An 18,972-nucleotide genomic window follows, 5' to 3' on the forward strand; every position below is an offset into this window, starting at 1 on the left:
CTGTGCGGCTCCTGAAAGTGAGATGCGAAAGCTGAGTTACGAACCGGACTTGCGCTTGTTCCACACGTCGAAGCCGACCGCGGCGAGCAGGGCCAGGCCCTTGATCACCGACTGCCAGTCGGAGCCGACGCCGAGCAGGTTCATGCCGTTGTTCAGCACGCCGAGGACGAGACCGCCGATGATCGCGCCGAGGATGGTGCCGACGCCGCCGCTCATCGACGCGCCGCCGATGAACGACGCCGCGATCGCCTCGAGTTCGAAGTTGAGCCCCGCCTTCGGCGAGGCCGCGTTCAGGCGGGCGGCGACGACCAGACCCGCCAGGGCCGCGAGCACGCCCATGTTCAGGAAGACGTAGAAGGTGACCTTCTTGTCCTTCACGCCGGACAGCTTCGCCGCCGGGAGGTTGCCGCCGATGGCGTAGATGTGCCGGCCGAAGATCGAGTTGCGCATCACGTAGCCGTAGCCGACGACCAGGACGCCGAGGATGAGCAGCACGATCGGGGCGCCCTTGTAGCTGGCGAGCAGCATCGTCACCACGGCGATCGCGGCGATGATCGCGACCAGCTTCAGCACGAACAGGTTGAACGGCGGCACGTCGAGCGCGAACTCCTGCTGGCGGCGCCGGTCCCGCAGCTCCTGGATGACGACGGCCGCGGCGAGCACGACACCGAGCAGCAGCGTGATGTTGTGGTAGTTGGTGGTCGGTCCGACCTCGGGCAGGAACCCGTTGCCGAGCTTGCCGAGGCCCTCCGGGAACGGGCCGAGGGTCTGCCCCTTGAGCAGGATCTCGGTGAGACCGCGCCACACCAGCATTCCGGCCAGCGTCACGATGAACGACGGTATGCCGCCGTATGCGATCAGCCAGCCCTGTACGCAGCCGGCGATGCCGCCCATCGCGAGGCAGATGATCGCGGCGACCGGCCACGCGATGTCGTGACTGACCATGAGGACGGCGGCCGTCGAGCCGACGAACGCGGTCAGCGAGCCCACCGACAGGTCGATGTGCCCGGCGATGATGACCAGCATCATGCCGATGCCGAGGATCAGGATGTAGCTGTTCTGCAGCACCAGGTTGGAGACGTTGCGCGGCAGGATCAGGTCGCCGTTCGTCCAGATGGCGAACACGGCCACCAGCAGGCCGAGCGCGATCAGCATGCCGTACTGGCGCATGTTGCGCCGCATTCCGTCGAGCACGAGATGCAGCAGCCCGCCGCCGGCCGTGCCCGAGCCGCCCTTGCCCGGCGGCGCGGGCGCCGGGGACTTGTCCATCACGTCCGTGCTCATCGTGTTACCTCTTCTGTCCCGTTCTTGTCCTTGGTCATCAGGCGCATCAGGGACTCCTGCGTCGCCTCCGCGCGGGTGACCTCACCCGTGAGCCGTCCCGCGCTCATCGTGTAGATGCGGTCGCACATCCCCAGCAGCTCGGGCAGCTCGGAGGAGATGAACACCACCGCCTTGCCCTCGGCCGCGAGCTTGTCGATGACGGTGTAGATCTCGTACTTGGCGCCGACATCGATGCCACGCGTCGGCTCGTCGAGGATCAGCACGTCTGGTCCTGCCTGGATCCACTTGCTGAGGACGACCTTCTGCTGGTTGCCGCCCGACAGCTTGCCCGCCGGCTCGAAGACCGTCGGGGCCTTGATGTTCATCGACTTGCGGAACCGCTCCGCGACCTGACGCTCACTGTGCTCGTCGACCACGCCCCGCTTGGAGACCTTGTCCAGGGCCGCGAGCGAGATGTTGCGGTTGATGGTGTCGAGGAGGTTCAGGCCGTAGTGCTTGCGGTCCTCGGTCGCGTAGGCGATGCCGTGCGAGACGGCCTCCGCGACCGACTTCGTCCGGATCTCCTGGCCGTCCTTGAGGACGGAGCCGCCCGAGTACCGGCCGTACGCCCGCCCGAAGACACTCATCGCCAGCTCGGTGCGGCCCGCGCCCATGAGCCCGGCGACGCCGACGATCTCCCCGCGCCGTACGTGCAGCGAGACGTTGTCGACGACCTTGCGCTCGCGGTCGATCGGGTGGTGCACCGTCCAGTCGCGGATCTCGAGGGCCGGTGCCGCGCCCTCCTCCGGGTGGTGCGGGGTGCGCTCGGGGAAGCGGTTCTCCAGGTCGCGGCCGACCATCCCGGAGATGATCCGGTCCTCGGTGGTCTCCGGGGCGTGCACGTCGAGGGTCTCGATGGTGCGGCCGTCCCGCAGGATCGTCACGGAGTCGGCGACCCTGCGGATCTCGTTCAGCTTGTGCGAGATGATGATCGACGTGATGCCCTGGCTCTTCAACTCCAGGATCAGCTCGAGGAGTTTGCCGGAGTCCTCGTCGTTCAGCGACGCGGTCGGCTCGTCCAGGATCAGCAGCTTCACGTCCTTGGCGAGCGCCTTGGCGATCTCGACGAGCTGCTGCTTGCCGACACCGATGTCGGCGATCCGGGTGTTGGGATTCTCCTCCAGGCCCACCCGGCGCAACTGCCGGGTGGCGTGCCCCAGCGTCTCGCGCCAGTCGATCATCCCGCGGGTGGCGTGCTCGTTGCCGAGGAACATGTTCTCGGCGATCGACAGGAACGGCACGAGTGCCAGCTCCTGGTGGATGATGACGATTCCCCGCTTCTCGGACGCGTTGATGTCCTTGAAGGCGCAGGGCTGCCCCTCGAAAAGGATCTCTCCCTCGTAACTTCCGTGGGGATGCACGCCCGAGAGCACCTTCATCAAGGTGGACTTGCCGGCGCCGTTCTCTCCGCAGATGGCGTGGACCTCGCCCTGACGCACGGTCAGCGTGACGTCCGAGAGCGCCTTGACACCGGGAAAGGTCTTGACGATCGAGCGCATTTCCAGGACGGGTCCCGCCATGGTCGTGCCCTTCAGCTAGTGGTTCTGGTGGTTCGGGGGAGTCCGGTCACTTCTGGCCGAGCTCGGCCTTGGTGTAGTAGCCGCTGTCGACGAGTTCCTTCTGGTAGTTCTCCTTGGTGACCAGGACCGGCTTGAGCAGGTACGAGGGGACGACCTTCGCGCCGTTGTCGTACGTCTCCGTGTCGTTGACCTTCGGCTTCTTGTCGTGCAGCACGTCGTCGACCATGTCCACGGAGACCTTGGCGAGCTGGCGGGTGTCCTTGTAGACGGTCGAGTACTGCTGGCCCGCGATGATCGACTTCACCGAGGCCACCTCGGCGTCCTGCCCGGATACCACGGGCAGCGGCTTGGCCTTGGAGCCGTAGCCGTCCGACTTCAGGGCGGAGAGGATGCCGATGGAGATGCCGTCGTACGGGGAGAGCACCGCGTCGACCCGGTCGCTGCCCTTGTACGTCGAGGTCAGGATGTCGTCCATGCGCTTCTGGGCGGTGGCGCCGTCCCAGCGCAGCGTCGTGACCTGGTTCATCTTCGTCTGGCGGGACTTGACGACGAGCTGCTTCTTGTCGATGTAGGGCTTGAGCACCTTCATCGCGCCGTTGAAGAAGTACTTGGTGTTGTTGTCGTCGTTGGAACCGGCGAACAGCTCCAGGTTGAACGGGCCCTTCTTGCCCTTGTCGAGGCCCAGGTTGGAGACCAGCGAACTGGCCTGCAGCTCGCCGACCTTCTCGTTGTCGAACGTCGCGTAGTAGCTGACGTCCTTCGTGTCGAGGATGAGGCGGTCGTAGGCGATGACCGGGATGTCGGCGTCCTTGGCCTGCTGGAGCACCGAGTCGAGCGACTTGTTGTCGATCGAGGCGACGATCAGCGCGGACACACCCTGCGTGATCATGTTCTCGATCTGGGAGACCTGCTGGTCCGGGTCGTCCTCACCGAAGACCAGCTTGGTCTTGTACCCCTTGGCCTGCAGGGACTTCACGACGTTCTTGCCATCGGCGATCCAGCGCTCCGAGGACTTCGTCGGCATCGCGATGCCGACCGTGGAGCCCTTGGCCTCCCCCTTGCCCTCGTCCTTGCCGCCCTCACTGTTCTGCCCGCAGGCGGACAGGGTGAGCGCGAGGGAGGCGGACGCGGCTATCGCGGTGAGAACGGCTCGGCGGTTTCGCATGGTCATCATCCTTGATGTGTGAGTGCACAAATGCGGGGGTGCGAAGTCCCTTGCGCGGAGCGTGGGTTGAACGAGTGGAGATGCGTTGGATTCTGCGCGGCCCTGTCCAGTTCTGGGAAGTTGCGTGCCCGGAACGTTATTGGCCCGTGTCGAACCGGCTCAGCTCTCCCGGCAGCCGCGAGCCCAGCGGCGACATCCCGCCGGCGGCCCCGTGCCGCTCCAGCAGGTCGAGCGCGAGCCGGCCCCGGCGCACCCGCTCGCGGGCGGTGTCCAGGGTGACGTCGCGCAGCTGGGCGCCGTACGGGTAGATGGCCGGCGCCTTGGCGAGGCCGAACTTCAGGTACAACGGGGCGCCGCGGCGCACCAGTTCGGCGATCTCGTACATCCGGACATAGCCGCCGAGGTCGTCGGGGGCCTCGACGTACATGTCCATGGGCGCGCCGGAGACCCGCCGGATCTCGGTGAGATGCGCGAGCGTCAGATCGCTCGGCACATTCAACGAGTCGGCCCCGAGCCGCTCGTACACGGCGTACGCGGCCGGGTTCACGGGCCCGACGAGCGCGGACACCTTGAGCGTGGTGTCGGCGGGAATGATCCCCTGGCTACGCGCCCGGTGCAGCGTCCACAGCACGCCTTCGTCGGCGACGAGCAGGCACTTCACGCCCAGCTCCGTCGCCCGCACGGCGTCCTCTACGCAGCCGGCGACGGCGTCGTGCCCACGGGCGCGCAGCCCCGCGCCGCCCGAGTCGGTCCGCACGGAGGCGCCGGTGTCCCAGCTGCCGCGCGGCCCGGTGAACAGGCAGAGCTCGATGTCCCGTTCGGCGGTCGCCTCGACCATCTCCTGGATCTCGGCGTCCCGCAGCATCCAGATGCCGCTGCCCTGGCTGATCCGGTGAATGGGCACGTCGAGCCGCGAGGACTCCTTGAGTACGGTGGCGACGGCCTCGGGCCCTTCGACCGACGGAATCTCGGTACGCCAGGTACCACCGTCGGGGAAGGCGTGCGGCGAGGCGTCGCCGGGCTCGTGCGCGGGGGCGCCGAGCCCGAGAGCGGAGAGAGCGGGTTCGCCGGGTCGGCGGGGTGTGTCGGTCACGGTGTTCCTTTTCGTGTACGAGTCGTTCGGCATTTCGGACCAGGTTCGGCTAAATCAAGCCCCGCCGGCGTTTGAGGCGCGGGGTCCGGGGCGGAGCCCCGAGACCTCAACCACGAGGCGCGGAGCGCAACTTAGGGAAGGGGCGGGCTTGGGGAAGAAGGCCCGCCGCAGGCGCAGCCGCCCACGGCTAGGGCCGCAACAACACCTTGCCGACCGCGGGGTCCCCCGCCCCCACCCACTCGATCGCCTCGGCAAACCGCTCCAACGGCACCTGATGCGTCACCAGCGGCAACGGATCGAGCAACCCCGCCCCGAACATCCGCACCGCATGCCCCCACGCATCCGCCGCGGCCCCGAACACGGTCCGCACCTCCAACTGCCGCACCACAAGATCCGTCGGATCAAGCCCCTCCGCCACCCCGGCCGCCGGAATCCCGGTGAGCACGAGCCGCCCGCCCCGCCGCAGCAACGACGCGGCCGTACGCGCCGCGGAGGCGGACCCGGCGGTCTCGATGACGACGTCGAGGTCGTCCGGCAGCTCGTCCGTACGCAGCCGGAAGTCGGTGCCTCCGAACTTCCGCGACAGAGCCTCCCGTTCGCCCCGCGTACCGACCACCACCAGCTCCGCCGGCGAGGCCGCCGCGAGGAACTGCACGGCGAACATCCCGAGCGTGCCGGTCCCGACCACCCCCACCCGCTCCCCGGGCCTCGCCTCCGCCTTGATCGCGGCGGCGGCGATGCACGCGGCGGGTTCGAGCAGCGCCGCGGCGGTGAGGTCGGCGTCGTCGGGCAGCGTGTGCAGCAGCCGCGCGGGAAGCGTCAACGTCGTCGCCATGGCGCCGGGTTGGGTGAACCCGGTCTCCTCGTACCCGTCGGTGCACAGCGTCGTCTCACCGGCGTGGCACCGGGCGCACACCTGGCAGTTGCGGAACCCCTCGCCGACGACCTTCCGCCCGGCCAGGGACGCCGGCACCCCGGCGCCCACCGCGTCGACCACGCCGGACCACTCGTGCCCCGGCGTCAGCGGGTAACGCACATACCCCTCGGGCCTGTTGCCCTGGTACACCTCGCGGTCGCTGCCGCAGATCCCCACGGCGTGCACCCGCACCCGCGCCTCGCCGGGGCCCGGCGCCGCGGGTTCGTGCGGCACGACCCGGTGCCTGCCCGGTGCCTCGACGACGACGGCGGAGCTCACGACGCCGCCTTCGGGTCGCGCTTCTCCCAGCCCTCGGCCCACAGGTCGAACCGCGCCTGCTGCTGCGGGAATTCGGCCGCCGCGTCGACGTCGAGCTCGACGCCGAGGCCCGGCTCGTGGGACAGCTCGAAGTAGCCGTCGACGACCTGCGGCGCACCCTTCACGACCTTCTTGATCTCGGCGTCCGCGAAGTCGTTGAAGTGCTCGAGAATCTTGAAGTTGGGCGAGGTGAAGCCGACTTGGAGAGAGGCGGCGGTCAGCACGGGACCGCCCACATTGTGCGGAGCCACCAGCATGTAGTGCGTCTCCGCCGTTGCGGCCAGCTTCCGCGTCTCCCAGATGCCGCCGATGTGGCCGACGTCCGGCTGCAGAATGTCCACGGCCTGGCTCTCGAACAGCTCCCGGAACTCGATCCGGTCGTGGATCCGCTCACCGGTCGCCACCGGCATCTCCACCTTCGCGGCCACCTTCTCCAGCGCCTTGAGGTTCTCCGGCGGCACCGGCTCCTCCAGCCACGCCGGGTTGAACGGCGCCAGGTCGCGGGCGAGCCGGATCGCCGTGGCGGGGGAGAACCGCCCGTGCATCTCCAGCATCAGCTCGGCGTCGGGCCCGATGGCGTCGCGCACGGCCTCGATCAACGAGACGGCGTACAGGGACTGTTCGTGGTCGAGCTCGAAGTGCCCGGTGCCGAACGGGTCGATCTTCAGCGCCTTGTACCCGCGCTCCATGACCGCCTGCGCGGCCTTGTGGTACGCCTCCGGCGTGCGCTCGGTCGTGTACCAGCCGTTCGCGTACGCCTTGACCTTGTCGGTCACCTTGCCGCCGAGCAGCTGCCACACCGGCACGCCGAGGGCCTTGCCCTTGATGTCCCAGCAGGCCATCTCGATCACGGCGATGCCGGACATGACGATCTCGCCGGCCCGGCCGTAGTCGCCGTACTTCATCCGCCGTACGAGGTCCTCGACGGCGAACGGGTCGGAGCCGACAATGTGGTTGGCCTGGGCCTCGTGCAGGTAGCCGATGAGCGCATCGGTGTGGCCCAGCATCCGGGTCTCGCCGACACCGGTGAGTCCTTCGTCGGTGTGCACCTGTACGTAGGTCAGGTTCCGCCACGGAGTCCCGACCACGTGCGTGCTGATTCCCGTGATCCGCAAGGCAGTTGCCCCCTGTGCTGTTCGAAATTTCGTCACACGTTCGAAATGCTGGCGAGACAGTAAGTCGGCCTCACAGGGCTGTCAATGGGTCCGGACCGGACTGCGATCGATCGGGGGCCGGTCGATCCACGTCGCGTTCCGTGCAGAAGTTTCACAGGACAGGCTTTTTCTCTCACCGGCCCCGCGCATAGCCTCCGTTGGTCATGGACGACTACTGCCATCCGTGCCGCAGACATCTCAACGGGGCCCTGGCCTGCCCGGGCTGCGGCACGCCCGAAGAGGCCGTGCGGGCCTACGGGGAGTGGGTCGCCTCGCACGAAGGGGCGGAGGAGGAGCCGGGCCGGGAGGCCGCGCCGGTCCGGGCGCGGGGCCGGCGCCGCTCGCGCCGCTCGACACGCCGCTCCGCGCGCTCTCGGCGGCGCGGGCGCGTCCTCCTCACCACGGCGGGTATCGCGCTCGTCGCCGGCGGCGTCGGCCTCGGCGTCGCCCAGCTGGGGGAGGGGCCCTCCGGGGACGGCTCCCACGCCCAGGCGGCTCCCGACATCTCCGCGGCCCCTACGAGGGACGCCGACTCCGTGTCCCCGTCCGCCACGGCCGAACGCTCCACCCCACCCGCGTCCCGCGCCTCGCGTACGTCATCGGCCCCCGCCTCGGCGCCACCGGAGCGCACGCCGACCTCCGGTCCCGTGGACGCCGATGCGACGACGCACCGGGCGACGCGCCCCGCCCCGACCACGTCCGAACCCCGCTCCTCCGCGAGCTCCCGGCCGACGCCGTCGGCCTCCCGCTCGTCGTCCGCCACGCCCCCGGCGGAGCCGAGCCCTTCGGAGTCGTGCGAGCGCTTCCTGTGGTGGTGCACGTAGGGCGCTCCTGGCGGTGCGCGTAACGGGCCGCGGTCAGACCGCCCCGGCGTCCGTCCCAAGCATCCGCCGCAACATGTCCCGGAACGCCACCCGCTCCTCCTGCGAGAGCCCGGCCAGCGGCTCCCGCGCGAAGTCGAGCGACTCGCGCAGGGCCCGCGCGATCCGCCGCCCCTCCGCGGTGGCGGCGGCCACCTTCACCCGGCGGTCGCCCGGCGAGGGCTGCCGCTCCACGAGGCCGCGGGCCTCCAGCCGGTCCACGATCCCCGTCACGTTCGACGGCTCGCACTTCAGCCGCTGCGCCACCTGCCGCATCGGCAGCGGCCCCAGCGAGAGCAGCCCGAGCACCCGCGCCTGCGCCCCGGTGAGCCCGTGCCGCGAGGCGGCCTCCTCGTACTCCTGGTGGTAGCGCGCGACGATCTCCCCGATCAGCTCGACGACCTCGAGCGTGAGGGGGTCCGTGCGGGGGGTACGCGTGGCGGCCATGCACAACAGCGTACCCAGTTGCTTGACATCATGAAATATTCAGGAGCATTGTTGTTTCAGGTACTGAAGTATTTTTCGCATGCTTCGGCCCACGTGCTTCCGCCCCCTCGACAAAGGATCAGCGCATGACCGCCGACACCCCCCAGATCCCCGCCACCGGCCGCGAGTGGGTCCTGACCAGCCGCCCCGTCGGCTGGCCGAAGCCCGAGGACTTCGAGCTGCGCGAGGCCCCGGTGGCCGAGCCGGGCCCGGGGCAGGTCCTGGTCAAGAACCTGTACGTATCCGTGGACCCGTACATGCGCGGCCGGATGAGCGCCGCGAAGTCGTACGTCGCCCCGTACGAGCTGGGCAAGCCCATGCAGGGCGGTGCCGTCGGCATCGTGCTGGCCTCGAACGACGAGGGCGTGTCCGTCGGTGACCACGTGCTGCACTTCTTCGGCTGGCGCGAGTACGCGACGTTCGACGCGAAGCAGGCCGTGAAGGTCGACCCGGACGCCGCGCCCCTGTCCACGTACCTCGGTGTGCTCGGCATGACGGGCCTCACCGCCTACGCGGGCCTGCTGCGCACGCTGGACTTCAAGGAGGGCGACAGCGTCTTCGTCTCCGGCGCGGCCGGTGCGGTCGGCGGCCAGGTCGGCCAGATCGCGAAGCTCAAGGGCGCCTCGCGCGTCATCGGCTCGGCCGGCTCGGACGAGAAGGTCAAGCTGCTCCTGGAGGAGTACGGCTTCGACGCCGCCTTCAACTACAAGACGGGCGACGTCCACACGCTCCTGAAGGAGGCCGCTCCCGACGGTGTCGACGTCTACTTCGACAACGTCGGCGGTGACCACCTGGAGGCCGCCATCGCGCGCCTGAACCGCGACGGCCGCATCGCCATCTGCGGCGCGATCTCCGTCTACAACGCCACCGAGCCGGCCCCCGGCCCGCGCAACCTCTCCCGCCTGATCCAGACCCGTGGCCGCATCGAGGGCTTCCTGGTCGGCGACCACTACGACCTGCAGCCGCAGTTCGTGCAGGAGGTCGGCGCCTGGGTCCGCTCCGGCGAGCTGAAGTACCGCGAGACGTTCGTCGAGGGCATCGAGAACAACCTGGAGGCGTTCCTCGGGGTACTGCGCGGCGACAACACCGGAAAGATGGTCGTGAAGCTGGGGGAGTGACCCCGGCCACACCCAGTGGTTCCATGATTCGGTAACCTCGTTCCGCACACCGAAAGAAACCAGCGCGAACGAGGGAGCCGGTCATGGCCATCACGCAGTCCGACGTCGTCTACACCGCCACCGCCACCGCGGAGAACGGCCGCGACGGCCGCGTCTCCACCAGCGACGGCAAGCTCGACCTCGTCGTCAACCCGCCCAAGGAGCAGGGCGGCTCCGGCGAGGGCACCAACCCCGAGCAGCTCTTCGCGGCCGGCTACAGCGCCTGCTTCCAGGGCGCGCTCGCCGTCGTCGCCCGCCAGGAGGGCGCGGACGTGTCCGGCTCGACCGTCACGGCCAACGTCGGCATCGGCAAGAACGACGACGGCTTCGGCATCATCGTCGAGATCTCCGCCGCGATCCCGAACGTGGACGCGGCCACCGCCAAGTCCCTGGTCGAGAAGGCCCACCAGGTCTGCCCGTACTCCAAGGCGACCCGCGGCAACATCACGGTCACGCTGTCCGTGTGACGCCTTGTCGGACCCGTCCCGTAGGGTTTGCGCCATGCGTGATCTCGGGGCGGGCTTCGGCTATTTGATGAAGGGGCAGCGTTGGGTTGCCCAGCACGGAAAGCAGTACGGCTGGGGCCTGCTGCCGGGTCTTATCACCCTCGTCCTGTACGCGGCGGCGCTGGTCTGCCTCGGTGTCTGGGGCGGCGACTTCATCGCCTGGTCCACCCCGTTCGCCGACGACTGGGCCTCCCCGTGGCAGGGCGTCTTCCGCGGCTTCCTCACGGCGGTCCTCTTCGCCCTCGCCCTGCTCCTCGCGGTGCTCACCTTCACCGCGGTGACCCTCCTGATCGGCCAGCCCTTCTACGAGTCGCTGTCCGAGGAGGTCGACCGGGCCGAGAGCGGTGGCCACGCGCCGGAGTCCGGCCTCTCGCTCATGCGGGAACTGTGGATCTCGGCCCGCGACAGCCTGCGGCTGCTCGTGCGCGCCGCCCTGTGGGGGATCCTCCTCTTCGCGCTCGGATTCATCCCGTTCGTCGGCCAGACCGTGATCCCGGTCATCGGCTTCTTCGTCACCGGCTACTTCCTCACGGAGGAGCTGACGTCGGTGGCGTGGCAGCGGCGCAATCGCGAAGTGCGTGAGCGCCTCGCGGTGTTGCGCTCGCGGCGGGGCCTCGCGTGGGGCTTCGGTACGCCGCTGGCCCTCGCCTTCCTGGTCCCGTTCGTCGCGGTGTTCCTGATGCCCGGGGCGGTGGCGGGCGCGACGCTGATGGTCCGCGAACTGGAGGGCGAATCGGGCGCCCCGGGCCCGGCGCAGGCGCAGGCGCAGAACCCGGGCTCCGAGGCGCAGTGGCCGACCGCTTATGGCCAGGGCCAGGGGCCGGGCCCGCAGCACGGCCAGGGGTGGACCAACTAGCTCCAGCCAGCCCTCACCGGCTCCAACTAGCCCTCCACGGCGAGCAGTTCCAGGAAGTCGCGCACCGCGCCGGGCATGTCGACGGCCTCCGGGTCGAGCAGCCACTGGTACTGCAAGCCGTCCAGCACCGCGACGAGCAGCGGCGCGGCCCGCTCGGGTGTGAGCCCGCCCGGCAGCCGCTCCCCGTACTCGGCGCGCAGCACCTCGGCCATCGCCCCCCGTACGTCGGCGTAGCGCCGCGTGAAGAACTCCCGCGCCGGATGCCCCTCGGTCACCGACTCGCCGAGCAGCGCCGAGAAGGTCTGCACGATCCCGGGCCGCATCGCGTTGTACTCGACCAGCGTGCCGAGCAGATCGAGCCGCCACTGGCTGCTGGGCACCGAGTCCCACTGGTCGCGCTCCTCGAGGACGGCGACCAGCAGCGCCTCCTTGGTGGGGAAGTGGTGCAGCAGCCCCTGCTGGGTCAGCCCCACGCGCTCGGCCACCGCCGCCAGGCTCGCGCCCCGGTAACCGCGCTCGGCGATGACGTCGAGCGCGGCCCGCAAGATCTCGGCCCGACGTTCCTGGCTCCTGGCGGTCCTGGTGCTGCTCATGCGGTCACGGTACGTCACGGCCGTGACGCACCCCGACCCTATGGATAACGTAAAGATAACGAAACCTACCGCTCTACAAGTAGCGGGTGCAGGATGGAGGTGCCCAGACTTCGACGAGGAGGTGCCGGCATGGCGCAGCAGGCGGACGACGGTAAGGGGCGGGCCGGCCGGGCCCGCGAGGCGGCGGTCGAGGCCGCCCTCGGCAAGCTCGATCTCGACACCAAGGCCCGGCTGCTCGGCGGCCAGGACATGTGGTCGCTGCCCGCGGTCCCCGACATCGGTCTGAAGTCCCTCGTCATGTCCGACGGTCCGATCGGTGTGCGCGGGGTGCGCTGGAGCGCCGACGACCCGTCGATCGCACTGCCGTCCCCGACCGCGCTCGGCGCCACCTGGGACCCCGAACTGGCGTGCCGGGCAGGGGAGTTGCTCGCCCAGGAGGCCCGCCGCAAGGGCGTCCACGTACTGCTCGCCCCGACCGTTAACCTGCACCGCTCCCCGCTCGGCGGCCGCCACTTCGAGACGTACAGCGAGGACCCGTACCTCGCCGGGCGCATGGGCACCGGCTACGTCCAGGGCGTGCAGTCCGGCGGCGTCGGCACCACCATGAAGCACTACGTCGCGAACGACGCCGAGACGGACCGCTTCACGGTGAACAACCTGGTCTCCGAACGGGCCCTGCGCGAGCTGTACTTGGCCCCCTTCGAGGCCATCGTCAAGAACGCCCACCCGTGGGGCGTCATGACCGCCTACAACTCGGTCAACGGCACGTCGATGACCGAGCACCGCTACCTCGTCAACGAGATCCTGCGCGGCGAGTGGGGCTTCGACGGCTTCAACGTCTCCGACTGGATGGCCGCCCGCTCGACCGTCGGGGACATCAAGGGCGGCCTGGACGCCGCGATGCCCGGCCCGCTGACGGTGTACGGCCCGGCCCTCGTGGCGGCCGTCCGCTCCGGCGAGGTCGACGAGTCCGAGGTCGACGGGGCCGTGCGCAACGTGCTGCGGCTCGCCGCGCGGGTGGGAGCGCTGGAGGGCGTGGAGCCCGTCGTCGGTGAACCGCCGGCCGGGATCGACGGCGAGGCCCTGGCCCGCGAGATCGCCCACCGCTCCTTCGTCCTCGTCCGCAACTCCGGTGTGCTGCCGCTGAGTTCGGACGCGCGGGTCGCCCTCATCGGGGCCGCCGCGCGCGACGCCCGCGTCCTCGGCGGCGGCTCCGCCACCGTCTTCCCGTCCCGGATCGTCTCCCCGCTCGACGGGTTGACCGCCGCGCTGCCCTCGCTGACCTACAGCGTCGGCGCCGACCCGAGCGACGAACTCACCGTCGCCGACAAGGGGTTCACGCTCCGCGCCATCTGCCGCGACGCCGAAGGCGCGGTCCTGGGGGAGGGCACGCTCCCGAACGGCCAGGTCCAGTGGCTGGGCGACGACCTGCCCGCCGGTGTCACCCACGAGGCCCTGCACAGCATCGAGGTGACCGGCACCTTCACCCCGCGCGAGAGCGGCGACCACGCCTTCGGAACGCGCGGCCTCGGCGCCTTCACCCTCACCGTCGACGGCACCGTCCTGTACGAGGGCGTGCAGGCCATGGGCCCCGAGTCCGACCCCTTCGAGGCGTTCTTCGGCGCGCCGGTGGAACGCGGCAAGGTGACGCTCACGGGCGGGCAGCCGGTGGAGATCTCCCTGCTCCACACCCTCGACAAGTCCCTCGCGATGCCGCTGCCCGCCGTGCTGTTCAGCCTCGTGCATCTCGACCCGCGCCAGGACGAGGAGGCCCTGCTCGCCGAGGCCGTCGCCGCCGCGCGCGACGCCGAGGTCGCCGTCGTCGTGGTCGCTACGACGGACCGCGTGGAGTCCGAGGGCTTCGACCGCGCCGACCTCCGACTCCCGGGCCGCCAGGACGAGTTGGTACGCGCGGTGGCCGCCGCCAACCCGAACACCGTCGTGGTCGTCAACTCCGGCTCCCCGGTGGAGATGCCGTGGCGCGAGGACGTCGCCGCCGTGCTGCTGTCGTGGTTCCCCGGCCAGGAGGGCGGCGCCGCCCTCGCCGACGTCCTCACCGGAGCCGAGGAACCGGGCGGCCGCCTCCCCACCACGTGGGGCTCACTGGCCGACGCCCCGGTCACTCAGGTGACGCCGGTGGACGGCCAACTCTCGTACGCCGAGGACGTCTTCATCGGCTACCGCGCCTGGGAGAAGTCGGGCGCGGTCCCCGCCTACCCCTTCGGCCACGGCCTCGGCTACACCGACTGGACGTACGAGTCGCTCGAGGTCCACGGCACCACGGCCACGGTCCGCCTCCGCAACACCGGCTCCCGCCCAGGCCGCGAGGTCGTCCAGCTCTACCTGTCCCCGGTCGACCACGACGAGACCCGCCCCGCCCGCTGGCTCGCCGGCTTCACCACGGTCACCGCGGCCCCCGGCGAAACCGTCTCGACCACCATCGACCTCTCCCGCCGCGCCTTCGAAACCTGGGACGAGACGACACATGCGTGGTCCTTTGGGGCGGGCCCGTACGAACTCCTGGCAGGCCGCTCCCTGACCGACACTCGCCTTACCTGCCCCCGCATTTCAAGTCCCTCGGGGATGTGAGCCGGGTAATTTAAAGCCCCTGCGGCGATTGAGCAGCGGGGTCCGGGGCAGAGCCCCGAGTCGTCAACCCCGGTTCCCGAACCGATACACCGTCTGCGACCGGTACACGTCCCCCGGCCGCAGCACGGTCGACGGAAACTCCGCCCGGTTCGGCGAATCCGGAAAGTGCTGCGTCTCCAACGCGACCCCATCCCCCGGGGCAAACGGCAACGCCGCATCGAACCCGTCCGACGTATACAACTGCACCCCCGGCTCGGTCGTCGCGACCACCAGCACCCGCCCCGACACAGGATCCCGCAACTCGGCCGCCTCCACGGCCTCGCCGCCAACCCCCTTGTCGAGCACATAGTTGTGGTCGTACCCGGCCCCGACCTTCCGGCTCTCCCGGAAGTCGAACCGCGTCCCACCCACATCGACCAGCTCCCCGGTCGGAATCAGCCCCTCGTCGACGGCCGTCACCCGCCCACCGTCGATCCGCAGCTCATGACCGCCCGCACTCCCGGACGCGGCCCCGCCGAGATTCCAGTACGTGTGATTGGTCAGGTTCACATGCGTCGCCGCATCCGTGACGGCCTCGTACGAGATCCGCAGCACCCCGCCCGCCTCCAACTCGTACGTCACCGAGACCTCGACCCGCCCCGGGAACCCCTCCTCGCCGTGCGGCGACACACGGCTCAGCCGCACCCCGTGCTCCCCGACGGCCTCCGCGTCCCACACCCGCTTGTCGAAGCCACGCTCGCCGCCGTGCAGCGAATTCGGGCCGTTGTTCTGCGCGAGGTGGTAGATCCGCTCGTCCAGCGCGAACCGGCCGCCGGCGATCCGGTTCGCGTACCGCCCGACCACCGCGCCCAGATACGGCTCCGGGTGCCTCAGATACCCGTCCAGATCGGCGAACCCGAGCACCACGTCGGCCACGGCGCCGTCCCGGTCGGGCACCTCCACCGACTGCAGGATCCCGCCGTACGTCAGGATGCGTACCCGCACTCCGTCCCGCTCCAGGGTCCAGCGGTGGACGGGCGTGCGGTCGGGGTCGGGCAGGGTGCCGAAGAGTTCGCTGCTCATGATCGCGACCCTACGCCCGGGCGCTCGGCCCCCGCCCGGGAGGTTGCTACGGCTGCTCGGCCGTCACCCCGCGGTAGGCGAGCGCGGCGAGCCGGGCCTGCCCGTTCACGCTCGGGTGGAACCAGTCCCACTCGCTCAACTGCGCCTGCCCGAACTTGTACCCGAACACGGCCCCGCCGTCGTACCGGCACTTCTTGTCCTTCGCGCAGACCTCGCGCAGCACCTCGTTGTACGCCTGCACGCGCGCCTGCACGGAGTCCCGCCGCGCGGTGGCCGCGGCCTTCAGGTCGTCCGGATCGGCCAGCATCGACGCGCAGATGCCGAGCTTCCACACCTGCTTGCCCAGCGGATTCGCCCGCCCCTGCGACCAGAGCCGCTTCAGATCCGGCACGCTCAGGACGTACACCTGCGCCTTGGGCGCCGTGCGCCGCAACTGGCGCAGGGATTCCTCGAAGTCGGCCCGGAAGTCCGCGACAGGGGTCATTCCGGCGGCTGTAGGACGGCACGCGTCGTTCGAGCCGGCCATGACCGTCACGAGGTCCGGCTTCTCGGCCGCCGCCAGGTTCATCTGCGCGGGCAGATCGGCCATCCGCGCCCCGGTCCGCGCATGGTTCCAACTGTGCGTCCTGGCGCGGCTCTCACCGAGCAACCGTACGGCCAGACTCTTGACCGACTTGTCGGTACCCGTCGCCCACGACACCTTGGGGCAGTCGGAGAGCACCGAGCACGCGTCGAAACCGCGCGTGATCGAGTCACCCACCGCGGCAACCGACCGGGGCTTCGTGTCCCACGTGGGAGTGGGCTTCGGCGACGGCTTCGCGGAGCTCGGGGAGCCGGAGGGGCCGGGGGAGTTGTCACCCGTGGCGTCGCACGCGACGAGCGAGGCGGCTCCGATCGCGGCGGCCGTGACAGCGGCGACAGCGGCCCGAACGGCGAACGGCCGGTCGCCACGGTCGCTACGCTTCCGCATCGGCCCTCCTGCCTCTCGCTCGCCCTCACCACCCCTGCCCGACCCGTCTGACGTCGTCAGCGGGGGCCGGGTTGCCTCCCGCCGGGTGAAAGGTCGGTGTTTGTGAGCCCCGGGACCGACAGTACGTCACACTCCTTGCACTGCTGCGCGATAGCCTCGCCCCGGGATCCCCGGTCGACCCACTGGGGGCCCGCTGTACCGGTTCCGCTAAATTACTACACGTCAGATGTGTCCCTTTTTGTCTGGACCTTTTCGTTCCGGACAAGGTCGTTCAGGACAAGAGGGAAGAAGGCTCGGCACGGGCGCGAGGCCGCTGGGGAAGGCGAACCTCGACCCACACTGGAGGTCCCGGTGACGACACGTGGAGTTCTGTACGTGCACTCCGCTCCGCGCGCGCTGTGCCCGCACGTCGAATGGGCGGTCGCGGGCGTACTCGGCGCGCGCGTCAGCCTCGACTGGATCAGGCAGCCCGCGGCGCCGGGCACCTGGAGATCAGAGTTCTCCTGGCGGGCCGAGGCGGGCACCGCGGCCAAGCTGGCCTCCGCGCTGCGCGGTTGGCAGCTGCTGCGCTTCGAGGTGACGGCCGAGCCCTGTGCCGCCGCCGAGGGCGAGCGCTACAGCGCCACCCCCGAACTCGGCATCTTCCACGCCATCACCGGCATCCACGGCGACATCCTCATCCCGGAGGACCGCCTGCGCGCCGCACTGACCCGCTCCAAGGCCGGCGAGACGGACCTGGAGGCCGAACTCGGGTCCCTCCTCGGCAAGCCCTGGGACGACGAACTGGAGCCCTTCCGCTACGCCGGCGAAGGCGCCCCCGTCCGCTGGCTCCACCAGGTGGTGTAATTCCGGCCCTTCCCCGGGGGCCCCAGGGTCACGGACCCGGCCCCTTTTCAGTGCCACGGGACACGACCCCTTTTCCGGGCCACGGGGATCTGCTTTTCAGGGGCGCGGGGAACTGCGCAAACCACAGCGAATCCGCACCCGCAAACACCAACCACGCCACACACATACGCACGCGAAAGACGGAGTGGGCCCGCCCCAGAACCCCGGGGCGGGCCCACTCCCACGTTCAGCGGAGCTAGACCGTGCGGAAGGCCAACACCACGTTGTGCCCACCAAAGCCGAACGAATCGTTCAGCGCGGCGATCCGACCCTCGACGGGAAGCTTGCGCGCCTCACCGCGGACGACGTCGGCCGTGCCCTCCGCCTCCGGGTCGAGGTTCTCGACGTTGATCGTCGGCGGAGCCATGCGGTTGTACAGCGCGAGCACCGACGCCACGGACTCGACACCACCGGCGCCACCGAGCAGATGCCCGGTCATCGACTTCGTGCCGGAGACGGCGAAGTGATCGGTGTCGTCACCGAACACCTTGCGCAGCGCCTTCAGCTCGGCGATGTCACCGGCGGGCGTCGACGTCGCGTGCGCGTTGACGTGCACGATCTCCGACGGGTCCAGGTCGGTGTTGTCCAGCAGGTTCTGCAGGGCGTGGGCGATGCCGCGGCCCTCCGGCTCCGGCTGCACGATGTCGTGGCTGTCGGCGGAGATGCCCTGGCCGACCGCCTCCGCGTAGACGCGGGCGCCGCGCGCCGCGGCGTGCTCGGCCGACTCCAGGATGATGACGCCGGCGCCCTCACCGAGGACGAAGCCGTCCCGGGCCGTGTCGTAGGGGCGCGACGCACCCTGCGGGTCGTCGTTGTTCTTGGACATCGCCATCATGTTGCCGAACGCGGCGATGGGCAGCGGGTGGATGGCCGCCTCCGTGCCACCGCAGACGACGACGTCGGCGCGGCCGGTGCGGATCATCTCGATGCCGTAGCCGATGGCCTCGGCGCCGGAGGCGCAGGCGGAGACCGGCGTGTGCACACCCGCGCGGGCGTTCACGGCCAGGCCCACGTTGGCCGAGGGGCCGTTGGGCATCAGCATCGGCACGGTGTGCGGGGAGACGCGGCGTACGCCCTTCTCCTTCAGCACGTCGTACTGGTCGAGAAGCGTGGTCACGCCGCCGATGCCGGACGCGATGACGGCGCCCAGACGGTCGGGGTCGACGGACGGGTCGTCGCCCGCCTTGTCGGTGAAACCGGCGTCGGCCCAGGCTTCCTTGGCGGCGATCAGCGCGAACTGCGCGGAACGGTCCAGCTTGCGGGCCTGCGGGCGGGGAATGACCTCGCCCGGCTCAACGGCGACCGGCGCCGCGATGCGGACCGCCTGGTCGGCGGCCCACTCCTGCTCGAGGGGCTTGACACCGGAACGTCCGGCGACGAGGCCCTCCCAGGTGGATGTCGCGTCGCCACCCAGCGGTGTGGTTGCGCCGATACCGGTGACGACCACGGTGCGATTGGTCGAGCTCACAGGAATTCTTTCTCCAACGGATCCGAGGGATTCAGCGGCGCCACCGCCGGG

At 70.0% G+C, this 18,972-nt stretch carries 17 protein-coding genes; 6 read left to right on the forward strand and 11 right to left on the reverse strand.

The features are described 5' to 3' along the window. Positions 1 to 36 precede the first annotated feature (36 nt). The 6 genes from mmsB to ACOKM3_RS28080 all read right to left on the reverse strand — a co-directional run bounded on the left by mmsB (position 37) and on the right by ACOKM3_RS28080 (position 7,450). A complete protein-coding gene (gene mmsB / locus ACOKM3_RS28055; protein ID WP_426903796.1) occupies positions 37 to 1,284 on the reverse strand; it encodes a multiple monosaccharide ABC transporter permease in 1,248 nt (415 codons plus the stop codon). Further along, positions 1,281 to 2,843: a multiple monosaccharide ABC transporter ATP-binding protein gene (gene mmsA / locus ACOKM3_RS28060; protein WP_426903797.1), complete on the reverse strand. Its 1,563-nt coding sequence runs from the start codon at positions 2,841 to 2,843 to the stop codon at positions 1,281 to 1,283. Before mmsA ends, mmsB begins: the two co-directional genes overlap by 4 nt. A 46-nt stretch (positions 2,844 to 2,889) precedes the next feature. Then, on the reverse strand, positions 2,890 to 4,008 hold the full coding sequence (gene chvE / locus ACOKM3_RS28065) for a multiple monosaccharide ABC transporter substrate-binding protein (protein WP_426903798.1): 1,119 nt from the start codon (positions 4,006 to 4,008) through the stop codon (positions 2,890 to 2,892). Positions 4,009 to 4,144: 136 nt separating this feature from the next. Then, positions 4,145 to 5,101 (reverse strand): hypothetical protein, encoded by a 957-nt coding sequence (locus ACOKM3_RS28070; protein WP_426903799.1) that lies wholly within the window; start codon positions 5,099 to 5,101, stop codon positions 4,145 to 4,147. Between the two features lie 187 nt (positions 5,102 to 5,288). Beyond that, positions 5,289 to 6,296: a zinc-dependent alcohol dehydrogenase gene (locus ACOKM3_RS28075; protein WP_426903800.1), complete on the reverse strand. Its 1,008-nt coding sequence runs from the start codon at positions 6,294 to 6,296 to the stop codon at positions 5,289 to 5,291. Beyond that, positions 6,293 to 7,450, reverse strand: a complete 1,158-nt coding sequence (locus tag ACOKM3_RS28080; protein WP_426903801.1) for a mandelate racemase/muconate lactonizing enzyme family protein — start codon at positions 7,448 to 7,450, stop codon at positions 6,293 to 6,295. Before ACOKM3_RS28080 ends, ACOKM3_RS28075 begins: the two co-directional genes overlap by 4 nt. 203 nt (positions 7,451 to 7,653) lie before the next feature. Here ACOKM3_RS28080 and ACOKM3_RS28085 point away from each other — a divergent pair, with 203 nt between their 5' ends. Continuing rightward, positions 7,654 to 8,313 (forward strand): SCO2400 family protein, encoded by a 660-nt coding sequence (locus tag ACOKM3_RS28085; protein WP_426903802.1) that lies wholly within the window; start codon positions 7,654 to 7,656, stop codon positions 8,311 to 8,313. 33 nt (positions 8,314 to 8,346) lie between these two features. Here the strand turns inward: ACOKM3_RS28085 and ACOKM3_RS28090 are convergent, their stop codons facing one another. Further along, positions 8,347 to 8,796: a MarR family winged helix-turn-helix transcriptional regulator gene (locus tag ACOKM3_RS28090; protein ID WP_426903803.1), complete on the reverse strand. Its 450-nt coding sequence runs from the start codon at positions 8,794 to 8,796 to the stop codon at positions 8,347 to 8,349. A gap of 125 nt (positions 8,797 to 8,921) precedes the next feature. On the opposite strand from ACOKM3_RS28090, the gene ACOKM3_RS28095 reads away from it, so the two are divergent. The 3 genes from ACOKM3_RS28095 to ACOKM3_RS28105 all read left to right on the forward strand — a co-directional run bounded on the left by ACOKM3_RS28095 (position 8,922) and on the right by ACOKM3_RS28105 (position 11,354). Then, positions 8,922 to 9,953 carry an NADP-dependent oxidoreductase gene (locus ACOKM3_RS28095; RefSeq protein WP_426903804.1) on the forward strand — a complete coding sequence of 344 codons (1,032 nt, stop codon included), beginning with the start codon at positions 8,922 to 8,924 and terminating at the stop codon, positions 9,951 to 9,953. Positions 9,954 to 10,036: 83 nt separating this feature from the next. Further along, the gene (locus ACOKM3_RS28100; protein ID WP_385756791.1) at positions 10,037 to 10,459 is read left to right on the forward strand and encodes an organic hydroperoxide resistance protein; all 423 of its coding nucleotides are present in this window, start codon (positions 10,037 to 10,039) and stop codon (positions 10,457 to 10,459) included. 34 nt (positions 10,460 to 10,493) lie between these two features. After that, positions 10,494 to 11,354: an EI24 domain-containing protein gene (locus ACOKM3_RS28105; RefSeq protein WP_426903805.1), complete on the forward strand. Its 861-nt coding sequence runs from the start codon at positions 10,494 to 10,496 to the stop codon at positions 11,352 to 11,354. Positions 11,355 to 11,380: 26 nt separating this feature from the next. Here the strand turns inward: ACOKM3_RS28105 and ACOKM3_RS28110 are convergent, their stop codons facing one another. Next, entirely contained in the window at positions 11,381 to 11,947 is a 567-nt protein-coding gene (locus ACOKM3_RS28110; protein ID WP_426903806.1) for a TetR/AcrR family transcriptional regulator, read from the reverse strand. A gap of 129 nt (positions 11,948 to 12,076) precedes the next feature. Between ACOKM3_RS28110 and ACOKM3_RS28115 the strand changes: the two genes are divergently transcribed. Next, complete coding sequence (locus ACOKM3_RS28115) at positions 12,077 to 14,536, forward strand: beta-glucosidase family protein (RefSeq protein WP_426903807.1); 2,460 nt, start codon at positions 12,077 to 12,079, stop codon at positions 14,534 to 14,536. A gap of 63 nt (positions 14,537 to 14,599) precedes the next feature. Here the strand turns inward: ACOKM3_RS28115 and ACOKM3_RS28120 are convergent, their stop codons facing one another. Continuing rightward, positions 14,600 to 15,598, reverse strand: coding sequence for an aldose epimerase family protein (locus ACOKM3_RS28120; protein ID WP_426903808.1), 999 nt, complete (start codon positions 15,596 to 15,598; stop codon positions 14,600 to 14,602). A 46-nt stretch (positions 15,599 to 15,644) separates the two neighbouring features. Continuing rightward, positions 15,645 to 16,568, reverse strand: coding sequence for an SGNH/GDSL hydrolase family protein (locus ACOKM3_RS28125; protein WP_426903809.1), 924 nt, complete (start codon positions 16,566 to 16,568; stop codon positions 15,645 to 15,647). 351 nt (positions 16,569 to 16,919) lie between these two features. On the opposite strand from ACOKM3_RS28125, the gene ACOKM3_RS28130 reads away from it, so the two are divergent. Then, a complete protein-coding gene (locus tag ACOKM3_RS28130; protein ID WP_426903810.1) occupies positions 16,920 to 17,414 on the forward strand; it encodes a DUF3145 domain-containing protein in 495 nt (164 codons plus the stop codon). Positions 17,415 to 17,649: 235 nt separating this feature from the next. On the opposite strand, the gene ACOKM3_RS28135 is transcribed toward ACOKM3_RS28130, so the two are convergent. Then, positions 17,650 to 18,921, reverse strand: a complete 1,272-nt coding sequence (locus tag ACOKM3_RS28135) for a beta-ketoacyl-[acyl-carrier-protein] synthase family protein (RefSeq protein ID WP_426903811.1) — start codon at positions 18,919 to 18,921, stop codon at positions 17,650 to 17,652. Positions 18,922 to 18,972: the final 51 nt, after the last annotated feature.

Source organism: Streptomyces nidicola, from assembly GCF_050106155.1.
In the GTDB taxonomy this organism is placed as follows: Bacteria; Actinomycetota; Actinomycetes; order Streptomycetales; family Streptomycetaceae; genus Streptomyces.